This is a genomic window from Micromonospora sp. NPDC047521 (assembly GCF_055587305.1).
On the sequence record NZ_JBVJGN010000001.1, the window covers coordinates 404263 to 421294 of the forward strand.

At 71.2% G+C, this 17032-nt stretch carries 18 protein-coding genes, 1 tRNA gene and 1 other RNA gene; 6 read left to right on the plus strand and 14 right to left on the minus strand.

Annotated elements, in window-relative coordinates; all coding sequences use genetic code 11:
* The first annotated feature begins 14 nt into the window (after positions 1-14).
* On the plus strand, positions 15-1073 hold the full coding sequence (locus tag ACZ6N8_RS01910; protein WP_466006919.1) for a Kelch repeat-containing protein: 1059 nt from the start codon (positions 15-17) through the stop codon (positions 1071-1073).
* Positions 1074-1137: 64 nt separating this feature from the next.
* On the opposite strand, the gene ACZ6N8_RS01915 is transcribed toward ACZ6N8_RS01910, so the two are convergent.
* Complete coding sequence (locus ACZ6N8_RS01915) at positions 1138-2034, minus strand: lytic polysaccharide monooxygenase auxiliary activity family 9 protein (protein WP_466006920.1); 897 nt, start codon at positions 2032-2034, stop codon at positions 1138-1140.
* A 138-nt stretch (positions 2035-2172) separates the two neighbouring features.
* On the opposite strand from ACZ6N8_RS01915, the gene ACZ6N8_RS01920 reads away from it, so the two are divergent.
* Positions 2173-2295 carry a 50S ribosomal protein L36 gene (locus ACZ6N8_RS01920; RefSeq protein WP_030490864.1) on the plus strand — a complete coding sequence of 41 codons (123 nt, stop codon included), beginning with the start codon at positions 2173-2175 and terminating at the stop codon, positions 2293-2295.
* Positions 2296-2432: 137 nt separating this feature from the next.
* Here the strand turns inward: ACZ6N8_RS01920 and ACZ6N8_RS01925 are convergent.
* Positions 2433-2505 (minus strand) — tRNA-Ala (locus ACZ6N8_RS01925).
* 87 nt (positions 2506-2592) lie between these two features.
* Positions 2593-3183, minus strand: a complete 591-nt coding sequence (locus ACZ6N8_RS01930; RefSeq protein WP_357980217.1) for a YqgE/AlgH family protein — start codon at positions 3181-3183, stop codon at positions 2593-2595.
* A gap of 172 nt (positions 3184-3355) precedes the next feature.
* Between ACZ6N8_RS01930 and ACZ6N8_RS01935 the strand changes: the two genes are divergently transcribed.
* Both ACZ6N8_RS01935 and mdlC read left to right on the plus strand, forming a co-directional pair.
* On the plus strand, positions 3356-4156 hold the full coding sequence (locus ACZ6N8_RS01935; protein ID WP_387112089.1) for an S-methyl-5'-thioadenosine phosphorylase: 801 nt from the start codon (positions 3356-3358) through the stop codon (positions 4154-4156).
* A 120-nt stretch (positions 4157-4276) separates the two neighbouring features.
* Positions 4277-5872: a benzoylformate decarboxylase gene (gene mdlC, locus ACZ6N8_RS01940; protein WP_466006921.1), complete on the plus strand. Its 1596-nt coding sequence runs from the start codon at positions 4277-4279 to the stop codon at positions 5870-5872.
* 12 nt (positions 5873-5884) lie between these two features.
* On the opposite strand, the gene ACZ6N8_RS01945 is transcribed toward mdlC, so the two are convergent.
* The 10 genes from ACZ6N8_RS01945 to pruA all read right to left on the minus strand — a co-directional run bounded on the left by ACZ6N8_RS01945 (position 5885) and on the right by pruA (position 14646).
* Positions 5885-6838 (minus strand): hypothetical protein, encoded by a 954-nt coding sequence (locus ACZ6N8_RS01945; RefSeq protein WP_466006922.1) that lies wholly within the window; start codon positions 6836-6838, stop codon positions 5885-5887.
* 45 nt (positions 6839-6883) lie between these two features.
* Positions 6884-7402: a hypothetical protein gene (locus tag ACZ6N8_RS01950; RefSeq protein WP_466006923.1), complete on the minus strand. Its 519-nt coding sequence runs from the start codon at positions 7400-7402 to the stop codon at positions 6884-6886.
* Between the two features lie 110 nt (positions 7403-7512).
* Positions 7513-8163, minus strand: coding sequence for a hypothetical protein (locus ACZ6N8_RS01955; protein ID WP_466006924.1), 651 nt, complete (start codon positions 8161-8163; stop codon positions 7513-7515).
* Between the two features lie 70 nt (positions 8164-8233).
* Positions 8234-8609: a transfer-messenger RNA gene (gene ssrA, locus ACZ6N8_RS01960) on the minus strand.
* A gap of 104 nt (positions 8610-8713) precedes the next feature.
* Positions 8714-9193: an SsrA-binding protein SmpB gene (smpB, locus tag ACZ6N8_RS01965; protein ID WP_354817929.1), complete on the minus strand. Its 480-nt coding sequence runs from the start codon at positions 9191-9193 to the stop codon at positions 8714-8716.
* A gap of 150 nt (positions 9194-9343) precedes the next feature.
* Complete coding sequence (gene ftsX, locus ACZ6N8_RS01970; protein ID WP_357980199.1) at positions 9344-10219, minus strand: permease-like cell division protein FtsX; 876 nt, start codon at positions 10217-10219, stop codon at positions 9344-9346.
* Positions 10220-10287: 68 nt separating this feature from the next.
* A complete protein-coding gene (gene ftsE / locus ACZ6N8_RS01975) occupies positions 10288-10968 on the minus strand; it encodes a cell division ATP-binding protein FtsE (RefSeq protein WP_030331491.1) in 681 nt (226 codons plus the stop codon).
* Between the two features lie 118 nt (positions 10969-11086).
* Entirely contained in the window at positions 11087-12208 is a 1122-nt protein-coding gene (gene prfB / locus ACZ6N8_RS01980; RefSeq protein ID WP_354817923.1) for a peptide chain release factor 2, read from the minus strand.
* A 118-nt stretch (positions 12209-12326) separates the two neighbouring features.
* Positions 12327-12842: a PadR family transcriptional regulator gene (locus ACZ6N8_RS01985; RefSeq protein WP_203177078.1), complete on the minus strand. Its 516-nt coding sequence runs from the start codon at positions 12840-12842 to the stop codon at positions 12327-12329.
* 175 nt (positions 12843-13017) lie between these two features.
* The gene (gene pruA, locus ACZ6N8_RS01990; protein WP_466006925.1) at positions 13018-14646 is read right to left on the minus strand and encodes an L-glutamate gamma-semialdehyde dehydrogenase; all 1629 of its coding nucleotides are present in this window, start codon (positions 14644-14646) and stop codon (positions 13018-13020) included.
* 349 nt (positions 14647-14995) lie between these two features.
* On the opposite strand from pruA, the gene ACZ6N8_RS01995 reads away from it, so the two are divergent.
* Positions 14996-16030 carry a hypothetical protein gene (locus ACZ6N8_RS01995; RefSeq protein WP_466006926.1) on the plus strand — a complete coding sequence of 345 codons (1035 nt, stop codon included), beginning with the start codon at positions 14996-14998 and terminating at the stop codon, positions 16028-16030.
* A gap of 11 nt (positions 16031-16041) precedes the next feature.
* Here ACZ6N8_RS01995 and ACZ6N8_RS02000 read toward each other — a convergent pair whose 3' ends face one another.
* Positions 16042-16551 (minus strand): DUF6912 family protein, encoded by a 510-nt coding sequence (locus ACZ6N8_RS02000; RefSeq protein WP_364367690.1) that lies wholly within the window; start codon positions 16549-16551, stop codon positions 16042-16044.
* A 215-nt stretch (positions 16552-16766) separates the two neighbouring features.
* On the opposite strand from ACZ6N8_RS02000, the gene ACZ6N8_RS02005 reads away from it, so the two are divergent.
* On the plus strand, positions 16767-16994 hold the full coding sequence (locus tag ACZ6N8_RS02005) for a helix-turn-helix domain-containing protein (RefSeq protein ID WP_030490852.1): 228 nt from the start codon (positions 16767-16769) through the stop codon (positions 16992-16994).
* Positions 16995-17032 lie beyond the last annotated feature (38 nt).

The window sequence follows — 17032 nt, forward strand, 5'->3', positions numbered from 1 at the left end:
ACTTTGGAGCAGAGTTGAAGAGGAACCATCGCATCGTCGCGGCGACGTTGGCGGCAGCGGCGTTGTCCGTCGCCGGCCTCGGGCAGGTGACGTCGGCCGGCAGCGCGCAGGCACAATCACCCGCCAGCCACGATCGAGCTGTGTGGAGCGACAGGGCGCCGATGAACACGGCACGGGCAGAGGTAGGGGTGGCCGCGCTCGACGGCCGCGCCTATGTCGTCGGTGGCACCGTGCAGAACGGCGACGAGCAGCCAACGTGGGCGACGACCCTGGTGACCAGCTACGACCCGCGTACCGACAGGTGGCGGCAACACGCACCCCTGCCGCGCCCCCTCACGCACGTCGGCGTGGCCGGGCTGAACGGAAAGCTGTACGCCTTCGGCGGCTTCACCGACATCGTGCACATGCACCCGCAGCAGGTGGCCTACGCCTACGACCCGCTGCGCGACGCCTGGAGCCGGCTGCCGGACATGCCCCAGAAGCTGGGCTCGGTCGGCGTCGCGGCGGTGAACGGAAAGCTGCACCTGCTCGGCGGACGGGACTCGCACACCGTCGTGACGCTGCCGGATCCGCCGATCTCCATGGGGTACGGCACCGTCCGGACCCACCTGACGTACGACCCGGCGCGGCGCAGCTGGTCCACGGCCGAGCCACTGCCGGTCGAGCCGCGCGACCACGCGGGAGTCGCCGTCCTCGGCGATCGCGTGCACGTGTTCGGCGGCCGGGTCGCAGACGGGGAGGACAACCTCGCACGCCATGACGTCTACGACACCCGGACCCGACGGTGGAGCAGGGCAGCCCCATTGCCGACGCCCCGCTCCGCCGGCGCCGCAGTCGTGCTCAACGGCCGGATCGTGTACGCCGGCGGCGAGTGCAGGCCGGACGAGACCACCTACGACGACGTGACGGCGTACGACCCCCGCAAGGACCGCTGGACCACGCTTTCGCCGTTGCCGCAGGGCCGGCACGGATTGGGCGCTGCCCGGGTCGGCGATCGCGGCTACTTCGTGGCGGGGGCGCTCACCTGCGGCGGCGGGGCAAGCGCCGACACGTTCGAGCTGAACCTCGGGTGAGGCCGGCCAGGTGCCGTTCGACCGGCACCTGGGCTGAGCGCCACCGGGTGTCGGGCGGGTCGGGTCACCAGATCCGGCGCCGCCCGGCCCGGTGGTTGCGTACCCCGCACTGCCGACCGACAGGGGTCGCAACGCTCCGGCGTCGCCAGCCGGCGGTGATCAGCAACGCCAGCAGCACGGTGGCAGCGCCGGCCAGCACCGGCCACCGGGCGCCGAGGTCGGTCACCGACGCCACAGGCACGCCCGGGTCGGCCGCCGCCACCACCTCCGGTTCGGTGCCGGCCGGCCGGCTCGCGGCGGTACGCGGAGCAACGGGCGCACTCTTCGTCGCACTGCTCTTCGCCTTGCGGAACACCACGTCGGAGCAGGAGTAGTAGGTGTCCGGTGTGTTGGAGTTCTGCCAGATCGTGTAGATGAGGTGCCGACCCTCGCGGCCCGCCGGCAGCCGGCCCGCGAGTTGGTACGCCTCGGCCCGCACCGGCGGGTCGGTCACCGTGAGGAAGGGGCGCGCCTCCAGGTCCGCCCAGGTGAGCCGCTCGCGGGGGTCGTAGCCGGGGCGTGTCACGTAGAGCCGGAAGGTGCCCCGGTGCTCGATGGTGGTCCGGTACCGGAAGGTGAACGTGGCGCCCGGGGTCAGCTCGGTGGACGGCCAGTCGGCCCGGGCCAGGTCCAGTCCCCGGTACGCGGACAGGCCTCCGCTGCACAGCTCGCCGTCCGGGATCCGCTCCCGGTCCCGGCCGTTGATCGCGGCGACGCGCACGTTGTCCCACTCGCGCACGGCAGCGCCCGCCCGGACGGCGGCCCGGCAGGCGGCTGTCGTCGCGTACCGGCCCTGCGGTCCGCAGGCCGCCGCCCGGCTCACCGGGCCGGTAGGAGCGCCGTGCGCGGCGGCGGGCGTACCGGCCAGCGGCACGGTCGCGGCAGCGACCAGCACGGCGGCTAGCACTCGGCGCATGGTCATGGCGTGACCTCCCGCGCAGTGGTACGGGCGCGGAAGGTCAAAGGTTCGACGTCGGCTGGTCGGGAATCGTGACGCCGGCCCCGGCGTTCCGATAGGCGGTACGAATTCAGGCCAGACCCCCAGGCCGAGGAGGCAGAGATGAAGGTACGTAGCTCGTTGCGTGCGCTGAAGCAGAAGCCGGGTTCGGTGGTGGTCCGCCGTCGTGGCCGGGTGGTCGTGGTGAACCGCGCTAACCCGCAGTGGAAGAGCCGCCAGGGCTGATCCCGCCCTTACCGGACATACAGTCGACGAACGCCCTGACCGGGTCACTCCGGTCAGGGCGTCCTCGCGTCGAATGGACAACAGGAAACGGCCCGGTTGATGATCATCAACCGGGCCGTTCACCCGCGTCCGCAAGGTGGAGCCGAGGGGACTCGAACCCCTGACCCCCACACTGCCAGTGTGGTGCGCTACCAGCTGCGCCACGGCCCCTTGCTGTCGTCCCGGTCGCCCGGGCACTGGGAAACTATACACAGACCGGCCGGCATGGTCATCTCGCGGGGTGCCCCCACCGCCGGGTCAGTTCAGCGCCACGTCCGGGGGGAAGTGGGCCACCGCCGCCATCATCCCGCCCTGCCGGCGCAGCACCATCGGCCACAGGTCGTCCGGACGGTCGACGAACGCGTCACCGGGCAGCGCGTCCAGCACGAACCAGGAACCGTCCTCGATCTCCTGCTCCAACTGGCCGCTGCCCCAGCCCGAGTAGCCGGCGAACACCCGGATGCCGCCGATGCTCTCCCGCAGCCGCTCCGGGTCGACCGACAGGTCGATCGTGCCGACCGCGCCGGACACCTGGTGGAACCCCTTGACCCGGCGCATCGGGTGCCGCATCCGGGCCAGGCAGATGGCCGAGTCGGGCTGCACCGGGCCGCCCTCGAAGAGCACCGCCGGGTGGCGGGCCAGGTCGCTCCAGTCGCCGAGTACGTCAGCGACCGGCACCTCGGTGGCCCGGTTCAGCACCACGCCGAGCGCGCCGCCCGGCTCGTGGGCGACAAGCAGCACCACCGTACGGTCGAAGTTCGGGTCCTTGAGCGCCGGAGTCGCGACCAGCAGCCGCCCGGTCATCGACTCCATCGCTCGTCCGCCGATCGCCTGGCCCTCTCCCTGCATCCCACACACCCGTCAACCGTGAGCCCGCACCGGGGATCCGTCGCCCACCGGATCCGCACGGTGCATCGGGATCAACCGCGCTGTCAACGCCATGCCTGGCACCATAGCCTGCGTCCCGGGCGGTGGCTAAGGTCTGACCAGCAGGTGATCGGACAGTTGCGACGGAGGTTCGATGGCGCCGACGGCGGACGTGGCGGTGATCGGCGGTTCGGGTCTGTACGCGCTCCTCGACGGCACCGCGCATGAGCTGGACACTCCGTACGGCCCGCCGTCGGACGCGGTGACCATCGCCGAGGTGGCCGGGAGGCGTGTCGCGTTTCTGCCCCGGCACGGTCGGGACCATCGATATCCACCGCACCTGATCCCCTACCGGGCCAATCTCTGGGCGCTGCGCTCGCTGGGCGTACGCCAGGTGCTCGCCCCCTGCGCGGTCGGTGGGCTCCGCCCTGAACTGGGACCTGGCACGTTCGTGGTGCCGGACCAGTTGATCGACCGGACCAGCGGCCGGACGCAGACCTACTACGACAGGGGTGCGGTGCACGTGCCGTTCGCCGATCCGTACTGCCCGCACGGCCGACGCGCGCTGCTCGCCGCGGCAGCGGGTCGGGATGTCGCGGCAGTGGACGGCGGCACGGTGGTGGTGGTCGAGGGTCCGCGGTTCTCCACCCGGGCCGAGTCGCGCTGGTTCGCCTCGATCGGGGGCACTGTCGTGAACATGACCGGCCACCCGGAGGCGGTCCTCGCCCGGGAGCTGGCCCTCTGCTACTCGTCGATCGCCCTGGTCACCGACCTGGACGCCGGAGTCCAGGCGGGCGATTCGGTCACCCAGGACGAGGTGTTCCAGGTCTTCGCGGCGAACACCGACCGGCTGCGGGACGTACTGCTCGACGCGCTGGCCGCGCTCCCGGCCGCCCAGGACTGCGCCTGCGGTCGGGCACTCGACGGCATCACCCTGCCCTTCACGCTGCCCTGAGCCGCCGTCGGAGACGAAGCGCTCGAGAAATGCCCGAAAGGTCCGTCACATCCCGATAGATTCGGATGATCGGGAGGGCGACCGCGGTCGTCCCTGCGCGCGAGACGGAGGCAGGCGACGATGGCAACGGTCCGGGACGCGACGTACGACGTGCTCCGCACCCTCGGCATGACCACCGTCTTCGGCAACCCCGGGTCGACCGAGGAGCCGTTCCTGCGGGACTTCCCGGCCGACTTCCACTACGTCCATGCCCTGCACGAGGCGACGGCTGTCGCGATGGCCGACGGCTACGCCCAGGCCGCCGGAGTACCGGCGCACGTCAACCTGCACACCGCACCGGGGACCGGCAACGGCATGGGCAACCTGGTCACCGCCTGGCACAACAAAACCCCGCTGATCATCACGGCCGGCCAGCAGACCCGGGAGATGCTGCTGCTCGAACCCCGACTGACCAGCAGGCGGGCCACCGAACTGCCCCAGCCGTACGTCAAGTGGGCCTACGAGCCGGCCCGGGCGCAGGACATCCCCGGCGCGGTGCTGCGGGCGTACGCGACAGCTGTGCAACCCCCGGCCGGGCCGGTCTTCCTGTCGCTGCCGATGGACGACTGGGCCCAGCCCGCCGAGCCGGCACCCGAGATGCGTTCGGTGGCCACCCGGTTCGGGCCGGACCCGCGGCGCCTCGACGAGTTCGCCCGGATCCTGGCCGGCAGCCGCGACCCGGTGCTGGTGTTCGGTCCGGGGGTGGACCGCTCCGGCAGTTGGTCGGAGGCGGTCGCCCTTGCCGAGCGGCTGGCCGCGCCCGTCTGGTCGGCGCCGGCACCTGAGCGGGCCGTCTTCCCGGAGGACCACCCGCACTTCCGTGGCGTCCTGCCGTTCGCGATCGGGCCCCTGGCCGAGGCGCTGAACGGGTACGACACGGTGCTTGTGGTCGGCGCCCCGGTGTTCCGCTACTACCCGTACGTGCCGGGCGAGCACCTGCCCTCCGGTACCCGCCTGCTGCACGTCACCGACGACCCCGACGAGGCCGCGCGAGCCCCGGTCGGGGACAGCCTGCTCGGCGATCCCGGGCTGACCCTGGCCGCGCTGCTGGAACTGCTCCCGCAGGCCGACCGGACTCCCCCGGTGCCCCGCGCCACCCAGGCCGCGCCGGACATCAGCACGCCGTTGTCCGCCGACGCCCTGTTCGCCGCGCTGGCCGGGCACTGGCCGGCCGACGGGGTGCTGGTGCAGGAGTCACCGTCCAACCTGGCCGCGCTGCGCCGCCGACTGCGGGTCACCCGGCCGGCGTCGTACTTCACGATGGCCAGCGGCGGCCTCGGCTACGGCCTGCCGGCCGCGGTAGGCGTGGCCCTAGCCGAGCGGGACACCGGGCGGGGCCGGCCGGTGGTGGCGGTGATCGGCGACGGTTCGTTCCACTACTCGGTGCAGGCGCTGTGGACCGCCGCGCGCCTGTCACTGCCGGTGGTGGTCGTCGTCCCGGTCAACAGGCAGTACGCGATCCTCAAGGCGTTCGCCGAGTTGAAGGAGACACCCGGGGTGCCGGGGCTGGACCTGCCGGGGTTGGACATCACCGCCATCGCGACCGGCTACGGCTGCGCCACCGAGGTGGTCCAGACCCCCGACCAGCTCGGCGCGGCGCTCACCGCCGGGCTGCGCGCCGACCGTCCCACAGTGGTGCCGGTGCCGATAAGCACCGAGGTGCCGAGCATTCTCTGACCGGACCGTCGGTCAGCGTGCGGGGATCGACAGCGGGGCGCCGGTGAAGACGTCCAGCACCGGGCGGGCGCCCAGCGGCGCCGCGAGGGTCACCGTGACCGGTTCGAGTTTGAGCAGGTCGGGGCAGACTCCTGTGGACCGGGTGACACCGCCACCCACGACCACGGCGTCCGGCCCCTCCCACACCAGCGGGGTGATGCCTGTGTCGCAGGCGCCGACTCCGAGCCGGACGGTCAGCCGCGCGCCGTCGACCGCCGCCAGGTCCTGGGCGGCGACCAGCCCGTCCGGCAGCGGACGGGGCGGCGCCGCGGGCTCGGGGACCGGCGTGACAGCCGTCGATGCCACGGCGAGCCGGGCCACCGGGGTCGACAGCTCCTCGATGGTGAACAGCCAGGCCGGCACCTGCGCCTCACCCCGGCTGGTGCGGACCGGCACGTTCCCGAGCTTCACACCGGTGACGGTCAGCGCGAGGCAGGCCGTCCGGGGCGCGCTGGTGGTCCAGCCGTCCGGTCCTGGTTCGACGGTCGGGCCGCCGGGGCTCGGTAGCCCCTGTCGTTTCGGCCGGCCCGGGCACGGCTCCGGGTCACCCTTGTCGAGTTGCCGGTACGCCTCGGCCGCGCTTACCAACGGCACGGTCAGCCGGCCGTCCGGGAACCGGATCTCCCCGCTGGCCGGGGTGGGCGGGATCGGGACCTGTTCGCGGTACCAGCCGGCCCGGAACGCCGCCTCGGTGTCGGGCGTGAAGCGCGGGTCGCCGACGAGCACGGTAGGACCCTGCAACGGGACGTACCCGCTGCGCCACGTCTCGTCGGGTCGCCACGCGCCGGCGACCTCGGCGGCCCGCGTGTCGAACGCCGCCGACCGTTGCGGCGGGTCGCTGGACCCGATCGCCGGGCCGGCGTCCGTCGGGGCGCAGCCCGCCGTGATCAGCAGCGGGAGTACGAGGAGCAGGGCCGGTCGACGCATGCCGGTACGACGCGTCAGTCGACGCCCCGGTTCCCCGACCGGTGGTCAGGTCTCGCCACCGAGGTCCGTCTGGTACGCCTGCCAGAGCAGGTCGGCGCCGCGCCGTCGATGCCGTGCCAGCGCCCGCAGCAGGTACCCGGCCCGGTGCCGTACCTCGTCGAGGCTGATGTCGGGATGCTCCGCCAACCGCTGCACGGCCTGGAGGGTGGCGACGATCGCGCCGTGCTCACCTGTCAACAGCTGCACCCCGTGGTGCAGCCGGGGCGAGTGGGTGAGCAGCTCGCGGTAGAGACCGGACGGGCCTTCGGTGACCCGGACGTGCTCGGCGAAGCGGTGCCCGACCGGACGCAGACGAAGCAGCAGGTCCTCGCGCCAGCGCGGCTCGGTCGGCGGCACGGCGACGGCCCGGGCGAGGGCGTGCACGTCGCCGGCGAGCCCGGCGGGCCGGGGCGCACCGGGAAGGCCGACGGGGTACGGATCAGGGGCGGGCAGCCCGGGTGGATGCCTGTGCGCGGTGGACGGCCTGGTGACGGCTGATGACTGCTGGACCGGTCCGGTGGCCATGGCACCTCCCGCGCTCTATCCCATACGCCGATGGTGAACCGCCGGCCGCGCCCTGTCCAGGGCCGGGTCGCGTCTCATCTGCCTCGTACGCCCCAGCAGTCCCACCGTGCTCACCGGCCGCGGACCGCCAGGCGGCGCAGCTGGTCGGCGACGGCGTGGGCGTCGCCGTCCCGACCGTCGGCCGGTCGGCCCGTCGTGATCGCGTCGGCGAGCGCCAGCAGCTCGGACGGGGGCAGCGTGGCGAGCCCCATGCCGCGCAGCGGGACGGTGACCCGCTGCCCGCTCGACGGGTCGGTGGCGATGATGCTCCGCATCCGGTCGGGGTCTCCCACCTCGCGGTACGACACCGCGCCGCCCTCGATCCGGGCTGTGGCGAGGTCGACGGCGCGCGTACGGAACGCACCCCGCACCCGCGTACGGCTGCCGTCCAGCCACGCGGCGGTGCGGAGCACCCGCAGGACGAGGTGGACGCCGAGCAGGACGAAGGGCAGGCCGCACAGCCCGACGAACGGGCTGGGCCCGTCCGCGCCGCCGGAGTCCCGCAGGCCCGGCGGCAGCATTCCCGGCGGCAGGTCCCGGGCCTCCTCGTAGGAGGAGAACGCGTCGCCCGGGCCGGTCAGCCGGCGCAGCAGCCCGCCGGCGATCAGGGGCACCAGCACGAACGCCGCGCCGACCGCCGCGCCGAGGACGCCGAGCACCACCGCGACCGTGCGTTGGCCGGGTGACGCGCCTACCGACAGACGCATCTCCTGGTTCGTCACAGCGGCAGCGTAGTGCCCCCGGGACACGACGAAGCGCCCCGGCCGTGGGGCCGGGGCGCTTCGCTCGAGGTGGTGGAGGTGCCGGGAATCGAACCCGGGTCCTTCGCCGGTTTGTCAGGGCTTCTCCGAGCGCAGCTCGCTGTGCCTCTACTCGGCCCCACCGCTCACGCGAGCAAGTTGGTGTGACGGGCCCAGTCGCTGATTGATCTCGCCGCACGGACCCCGCGACCGGGTCCGATTGGCCAGCCTTCTAGCTGATGCCGGCTACTGGGACGAAGGCGTTCCCAGGCCGACAGACTTAGCTACTCGCCTCAGGCGGCGAGAGCGAAGTCAGCGCGATTGTTCTTGGCGCTTATTGGTTTCCGACGACCGATTCTCGAGACGACGTCGGCTTCCTCGGCTCGCTTCCCCTGTCGCTGCGTACGAAGTCGAAACCAGTCACCCCCTCGACAGGCCGCCGATGTGGCGGCACTGACAAGACTAACGCCTGCCGCAACGGCTTTCATCCCGAGCCCCGGGCAGACGTGCCGACCTGGACAAACGGGATGAATCAGTCGTCCATTCCCTTGCCGCGTCGACCGGACACCCGGGCGATCTCCCGGTCCGCGTCGCGCTTGGCGAGGTCCTGGCGCTTGTCGTACGACTTCTTGCCCTTGGCCAGGGCGATCTCCACCTTGGCCCAGCCGTCGGAGAAGTAGACCTGGAGCGGGACGATCGTCAGACCACCCTCGCGGGTCTTACCGACGAGCTTGTCGATCTCACCCCGGTTGAGCAGCAGCTTGCGCGTACGCCGGGGCTCGTGGTTGGTCCAGGTGCCCTGGGTGTACTCCGGGATGTGCATGGCGTGCAGGTACAACTCGCCGTCACGTTCCTGCGCGAACGCGTCGACAAGCGACGCCCGCCCGGCCCGCAGCGACTTGACCTCGGTGCCGGTCAGCGCCATGCCCGCCTCGTACGTGTCGAGGATCGAGTAGTCGTGGCGCGCCTTCTTGTTGGAGGCGACCACCTTGCGCCCCTTTTCCCGTGGCATCGGTGCCACCCCCTCCCGTCTGACGTCGCGGCCGGGGTCACCCCGGCCGGACAACCGATCATGCTACCCGAATGACAAGGACCCTCCCGCGCCGTTTATTTCCGGCAGCGGGAGGGTCCCCGGGAGACGACGGGACGACAGGTACGGCGCCTAGACCCGCAGGTAGAACCGCAGGGTGATCCAGGCGGTGGCGGCGCTGACCAGGCCACCGACGCCGGCCATCAGCGGGAAGATGAACAGGATGTCACCCCAGCTGATCGGCGACAGCAGACCCTGCAACGCGCTGAGCGATCCGTCGAAGAGCAGATACTTCGCCGCGATGAGAGCGACAAGGCCCAGCAGCGAGCCGATCAGGCCGGCCACGACGGCCTCCAGCACGAACGGCGCCTGGATGAACCAGTTGGACGCGCCGACCAGCTTCATGACCGCCACCTCACGCCGCTTGCTGTACGCGGCCACCTGGATGGTGTTCGCGACCAGCAGCAGTGCGGCGATCGCCATCACGATGGCGGCGGCCAGCGCGATGTTCTGGATCGAGGTGAGGATGTTGAAGATCTTGTCCAGCAGGCGGCTCTGGTCGACGATCTCGTCGACACCGGCCGTGTCCTTGTACTGGTCGTAGATGTTCTTGTACTGCTCCGGGTTGTTCAGCTTGAGCCGGAACGACTCGGGCAGCTGGTCCGGCTTGACGGCGTTCACCAGGTCCGGCGCGTCCTGGTACATCTCCTTGAAGCGCTTGTACGCCTCATCCTTGTTGACGTAGAGGACCTCCTTCACCAGGGGGTCGCTCTTCAGCTTGCCATCCAGGTCGGTGCGCTCCTGCTCGCTCACCTCCTGGTTCAAGAAGATCGAGACTTCGATGTTCTTGTAGTAGAGGTCCTTCATGTCGTCGACCTGGCGGTACATGAGACCGCTGGCGCCGAGCATGGTCAGCGAGACCGCCATCGTGATGATCATCGCGATGGACATGGTCACGTTGCGCCACAGTCCGACCAGTACCTCGGACAGGACGTATTTCACGCGCATCGGGATTTCCTCCGGGTCTCCGGCATGAGGTGTTCGTCGTCAGGCTGCGAAAGGGGTGAAGCGCCGGCTCACCCGTAGACGCCGCGGGCCTGGTCACGCACGATGCGGCCGCTCTCGATCTCGACGACGCGGCGGCGCATCTGGTTCACGATGTTGGAGTCGTGGGTGACCATCACGACGGTCGTGCCGGTGCGGTTGATCCGGTCCAGCAGACGCATGATCTCGATCGAGGTGTCCGGGTCCAGGTTTCCGGTGGGCTCGTCCGCCAGCAGGATCAGCGGACGGTTCACGAACGCCCGGGCGACGGCGACCCGCTGCTGCTCACCACCGGAGAGCTCGTGCGGGTAGCGGTGCTCCTTGCCACCGAGCCCGACCAGCTCCAGCACCTCCGGCACGACCCGGCGGGCAACCGCCTTGGTCTTGCCGATCACCTCGAGAGCGAACGCCACGTTCTCGTAGGCGGTGCGGTTCGGCAGCAGCCGGAAGTCCTGGAAGACACAGCCGATCGAGCGGCGGAAGTGGGGTCGCTTCCAGGACCGCATCGACGTGACGTCCTTGCCGTTGACGACGACGCGACCCTTGTTGGGGGCGACCTCGTGCAGCAGCATCTTGATGATTGTGGACTTGCCGGAGCCGGATGGACCGATGAAGAAGACGAACTCGCCCTTCTCGATCGAGACGGACACGTTGTCGAGCGAAGGCCGGGACGCCTTCGGGTACGTCTTCGTCACTTGCTCAAGCTGAATCACGGGTGGTGAGTCTACGCGGTGTAACAACTGAGCCAAGCCCCACGCCCCACAGATCCGGTGCGCGTCGTCGAATCAGGCCTCTACCTGGAGATCGATGACGCGCTCCGCCCGCGAGCCGTCACGCACCGTCGCCGGCGAGTTGACGCTGCTTGCGCCAACGGATACCGGCCTCGATGAATTCGTCCAGGTCGCCGTCGAAGACCCCGCTCGGATTGCCGGTCTCCTGCTCGGTTCGGAGATCCTTCACCATCTGATACGGGTGCAGGACGTACGAGCGCATCTGGTCGCCCCACGAGCTGGTGCCGCCGCTCTTGAGGCCGGCCATCTTCTCTTCCTCCTCCTGGCGCTTGCGCTCCAGGAGCCGGGCCTGGAGCACCCGCAGCGCGGAGGCCTTGTTCTGCAACTGCGACTTCTCGTTCTGGCAGGTCACCACGATGCCGGTCGGGATGTGGGTCAGCCGGACCGCCGAGTCGGTGGTGTTGACGCTCTGCCCGCCGGGGCCGGAGGAGCGGTACACGTCGACGCGTACCTCGTTCTCCGGGATGTCGATGTGGTCGGTCTGCTCGGTGACCGGCAGGACCTCGACGCCCGCGAAGCTGGTCTGCCGGCGGCCCTGGTTGTCGAACGGGCTGATCCGGACCAGCCGGTGCGTGCCCGACTCGACGCTGAGCGTGCCGTACGCGTAGGGCACCTTGACCGCGAAGGTGGCCGACTTCAGACCCGCCTCCTCGGCGTACGAGGTCTCGTAGACCTCGGTCGGGTAGCCGTGGCGCTCCGCCCAGCGCAGGTACATCCGCAGCAGCATCTCGGCGAAGTCCGCCGCGTCCACGCCGCCCGCGCCGGCTCGGATGGCGACCAGGGCCTCCCGGGAGTCGTACTCGCCGGAGAGCAGGGTGCGGACCTCCATCTCCTGGATGGCCTTGGTCAGCCCGGCGATCTCCGTCTCGACCTCGGTGAGCACACCCGGGTCGGATTCGGCCTCGGCCAACTCCAGCAGCACCTGGGCGTCGTCGAGCCGGGCGCGCAGGCTGCCCAGCTTGCTGATCTCGCCGTTGACGTACGACAGCTGCGAGGTCACCTGCTGAGCCTTGGCCTGGTCGTCCCACAGATCGGGGGCGGAAGCCTCCTGCTCAAGGCGGGCCTTGTCCTCGTGGAGACGGTCGAGGTTGAGGACGGCCTCGATGTTTCGCAGGGTCGCGTCGAGTTCCTTGAGCTGTTCGGCGTAATCGGCAGCGGTCACGACAGACAAGGGTACTGCGCAGACGAGGAGTGAGCTTGCGAGCCCCGCAGGTCCGCGCCAAATCGGCACTGCGTCCCGGAAGGCGCAGCTCGTTCCCTGTCGGCGGACCCGCCGGAGATCACCCGACGGGGGCGGACTTCAACCACGACAGCGCGGCCCGGTGGTAGGCGACTGCGAACTCCAGGGCGCTGGCGTCGTACGTCTCGCCGTCCCGTTTGGCGTTCTTGACCTGTTCCCGGACCTGGGCGAGGGCCTCGGTGTGGTACTCGTTCGCGGAGGCGTACAGGCTCTTGAGCTGGCTGGCGGAGTGCAGGTTGCCGAAGGCCATCCGCAGCGCTATCGGGTTACGGATGGTGTCCCGCCCCGGGTTCTCCGCCAGCCAGCGGGAGAATGTCCGTTTCCCGCTTGCGGTGAGTGCGTACGGCTGGCTCATCCGCGGCCCCGGCTTACCGAGCCGCACGAAACCCCGCTCGGCCAGGACCGGCAACTCGCGGTAGACCTGACTGCGGGTCATCGACCAGTACGGCGCCAGACGGCGCTCAGCGGCGGCCATCAACTGGCCGCCTGTCATCGGGCCCTCGTGGAGGAGGCCGAGCAGGGCCGCCGCCGTAGGGTTGACTCCGGATTCCGCCATGCCCACTACGCTGCCACTTTGCGCACGCGGCGTCCAGGATTTGGCAGTTTGCCACCCGACAGGACTTCCTAAGTGCACTGTCGGCGACAGACTGTCCGTTGAGGACCATCGATGGATTGGATCGGCGGGCCGACCGCCGGCGGCGCCGAGCGCGCCGCCGGCGGGTCGTCGCCGGTCAGCCCATGTGGGGGTACGTGTGGTCGGTCGGCGGCACGAACGTCTCCTTGATCGTGCGCGGCGACACCCAGCGGACCAGGTTCAGCCAGGAGCCCGCCTTGTCGTTGGTGCCGCTGGCCCGGGCGCCGCCGAACGGCTGCTGCCCGACCACCGCGCCGGTCGGCTTGTCGTTGATGTAGAAGTTGCCGGCCGCATACCGCATGCGCTCGCCGACCGAGTCGATCACCTGCCGGTCGGTGGCGAACACCGAGCCGGTCAGCGCGTACGGGGCGATCGACTCGGCCTGCGCGACCACCTCGTCGAAGCGGGAGTCGTCGAAGACGTGCACGCCCAGGATCGGCCCGAAGTACTCGGTGGTGAAGGTCTCGTGCGCGGCGTCGCCGCACTCGAAGAGGGTCGGCCGGACGAAGTAGCCCACCGAGTCGTCGGCCGTGCCACCGGCCAGCACCCGGCAGGAGTCGTCACCGGCGATCAGCTCCAGCGCCGCGGTGTGCCTGGCGAACGCCTTGTCGTCGATCACCGCGCCGCCGAAGTTGCCGAAGTCGGCCACGTCGCCGTAGGTGAGCGAGTCGGCGGTGGCGGCCAGCCGGTCGCGCAGCCCGCCCTCCCAGAGCGAGCGCGGCACGTACGCCCGCGACGCCGCCGAGCACTTCTGGCCCTGGTACTCGTACGCGCCACGGATCAGCGCGGTGTGCAGCGCGTCCACGTCGGCACTGGTGTGCGCGACCACGAAGTCCTTGCCACCGGTCTCGCCGACCAGCCGCGGGTAGCCCCGGTAGCGGGCGATGTTGTCGCCGACGGTCCGCCACAACTGCTGGAAGACCTTGGTGGAGCCGGTGAAGTGGATGCCGGCCAGGTCCGGGTCGGCGAGTACGACGTCGGAGACCTCTTCGCCCCGACCGGTCACCATGTTGATCACGCCGGGCGGGAGGCCGGCGGCCTCGAACAGCCGCATGGTGAAGTGCGCGGCGAACTGCTGGGTCGGGCCCGGCTTCCAGATCACCGTGTTGCCCAGCAGGGCCGGCGCCGACGGCAGGTTGCCGGCGATCGCCGTGAAGTTGAACGGGGTGACCGCGTAGACGAAGCCCTCCAGCGGGCGGTGGTCGAAGCGGTTCCACACACCTGGCGACGACGCCGGCTGCTCCTCGAGCAGGCGACGGGCGAAGTGCACGTTGAACCGGAGGAAGTCGATGAACTCGCAGGCCGAGTCGATCTCCGCCTGGATCGCGGTCTTCGACTGGCCGAGCATGGTGGCGGCGTTGAGGGTGTCGCGCCACGGGCCGGCGAGCAGCTCGGCGGCGCGCAGGAAGATGGCGGCGCGCTCCTCGAACGGCAGCGACCGCCACATCGGGGCGGCGGCCTTGGCTGCCTTGATGGCGGCGTGCGCGTCGTGGTGGGTGGCGTGCGCCGTCACGCCCAGCACGTGCGCGTGCTTGTGCGGCTGCACCACGTTGATCGGGTCACCGGCGGCCATCCGCTGCTCGCCACCGATGGTCATCGGCAGGTCGATGCGCTCCGCGGCGAGCTCGGTCAGCCGCCGCTTGAGCCGCTCCCGATCCCCGCTGCCCGGCTCGTAGTTGCGAACCGGCTCGTTGCGCGGCTCGGGTACGGAGAACACGGCGTCCATCAAGGCTCCTGGCGATCTCGACAGCAGTGGCGAAACCGGACCCGCGGGCACCGACCGGATGGCCGGACACCGGACGCCGCAGGACAGGGCCGAGCAGCGGCGGGACCTCCCTGATTCTCCCATGCGAGGCCGTGCGCCCCACCTCGGCCACCTCCGTACGCCAAGGACCGCCCCACCCCTTCTCCCCTTACCGATCGGGCTCGATCCGACAGCCCGCAGCCATCGGGCGGCCGCTCGGCCCACGCCACCGGCGGAGCCGGACCGGGCGGCACCCGTCGGGTGCGACGGGTCACCCAGCGGGCCCGCGTACCCTGAATGGTCGGTGACCTGCCGCCTCGAAGGGGAGACGATGACCAAGCAGCCCGGCCGCGTCCCGGCCGTCGAGTCGGACGAGCCGGCGGTCGACGCCACCGACGGTCGGCCGACGCTCGCCCCCGGCGCGGCGGTGCTCGCGCTGCTGGCGCTGGGCTGGCTGGCCGCCATGCTCTGGTCCACCCGGGAGGCCACCACCTCGGCAGCGGCCGGGGTCACCGCGATCAGCCTCTCCGCGTTCGCCCTGCCCGGCGTGATCTCGGCCGCGCTGGTGGCCGGGGCGGCCGTGGCGCTGGCCGGCGGCAACCTGCTGGCCCGCCGCTACGGCGACGGGATCACCCTGCGTTTCGTCGGGGCGATCGGTGCCGGGATGGTGGTCGGGCTGGCCGCCGCGCTGGCCATCAACCTCACCTACTTCGACACCTCGACCACGAACGTGATCGCCGGCACCACGGCCGCCGCCGCGATCATCGGTGGTGCCATCGCCGGCGCGCGCTCGGCCCCGACGGTCGGCGCGGTGGTCACCGCCGCGCTGGGCACGCTGCTCTTCGTGGTGGCGTTCAGCCAGGCCCGCGACCCGCTGTTCGACCTCTTCGGCGCCGGGGACACCCAGGAGTCGCTTGTCAACGCCGCGAAGTGGGTGTCGCGTACCGAATCGCTCGTCGCGGGACTGCTCGCGGGGCTGCTCGCCTTCGGTTACCTGTCCTGGGCGCGGCGTCGGGCCGTCCGCCACGATCCCGAGACGCCCGCGCTGCGCTGGCCGGCGTACCTGCTCGCCGGCGCCGGACCCGGGCTGCTCCTGCTGCTCGCCGAGGTGATCATCCGGATCGGCGGCCGTTCCCTGCTGGACCTCGCCAGCGCGCTCAGCGAGGCGGACGCGGTGGCGCAGACCTCACTGGGCACCTCGCGGGTGGACAACGGCATCTGGGTGCTCTTCGTGGGCGCGCTGACCGCGCTCATCGCGTTCGGGCGCACCCTCGGGCCGGCGCACACCGACGACGACGAGCCGGTCGACTCCCCCGCCGACGCGGGCGACCCGACCGACGCCGTCGAGGCGGACCAGGCCCGCTGACCCCGGCCCGCTCAGCCGGCGGCGCGCAGCAACAGGTCGAGTTCCGTCACGTCGTACCACTCCAGCTCGTGGTCCTCGGCGCCGTCGACTGTGAACTGGGCGTCCGGGTCGCCGGCGGCGGCCTCGGCCACCACGTCGGCCGCCGCGGCGATCTCCTCGACGGCGTCCGCGCCGTCCACGTGGATCGCCGCCACAGCGGCGACAGGCACGACGTCGGCCAGCGTCACCATGCTGGATCCCAGCTCGCCGTCGCCCCGCCCGAGCGCTGCCGGCGGCAGGTCGGCCGAGACGACGACCCGGCGGCGGGGCGCGCCCGGGTCGGCCCGGAGCAGGTGCAGCGCCTCCTGGGCGGCCCTGGTGAACGCCACGTACTCCAGCTCCTCCTCGTCGCCCTCGGCGTACCACTCGCGCAGCGCCGGCGTCACGGCGTGCGCCTGGTCGGCGCTCAGGCCCTGCTCGCGCAGTCGGGCCAGCATCGGTACGGTCGCCGGTACGTACACCCGGACAAGCTCCTGGTTCACCGGTTGTCTCCCCGCTCGGTCCTCCACCGGCGGCCGCCGGCACGGGCGCAGATCATGCCGCACGCCGTGACCGTCATACACCGCACCTCCGGTCGGTGGAAGTTCCTCGCCGGTGTGTCAGCAGTCGCCGGTCCCGCGACCGGGCGGTCCGGCGCTGGGCTCTCCGCGCTGTCGATGGCAAACTGAACCAAACGACATCAACCCCGGGAGTGTCCGTGGAGCCCAGGTTCCTGCTGCTGTCCGACGTCGCCGCCGAGCTCAACGTGTCGGACTCGCAGGTCTACCACATGGTGCGCAGCGGGGAGCTGCCGGCGATCAAGATCGGCGGGCGTGGCCAGTGGCGGGTGGAGCGCGCCCGGCTGGAGGAGTACATCGCGCGCAAGTACGACGAGACCGCCGACTGGGTGCAGAGCAATCCCCTCGTCGACCGCGATCCGGAGTAGCACCGCCCGCCGTCCCGCCCTTCGACGACGCCATTGAC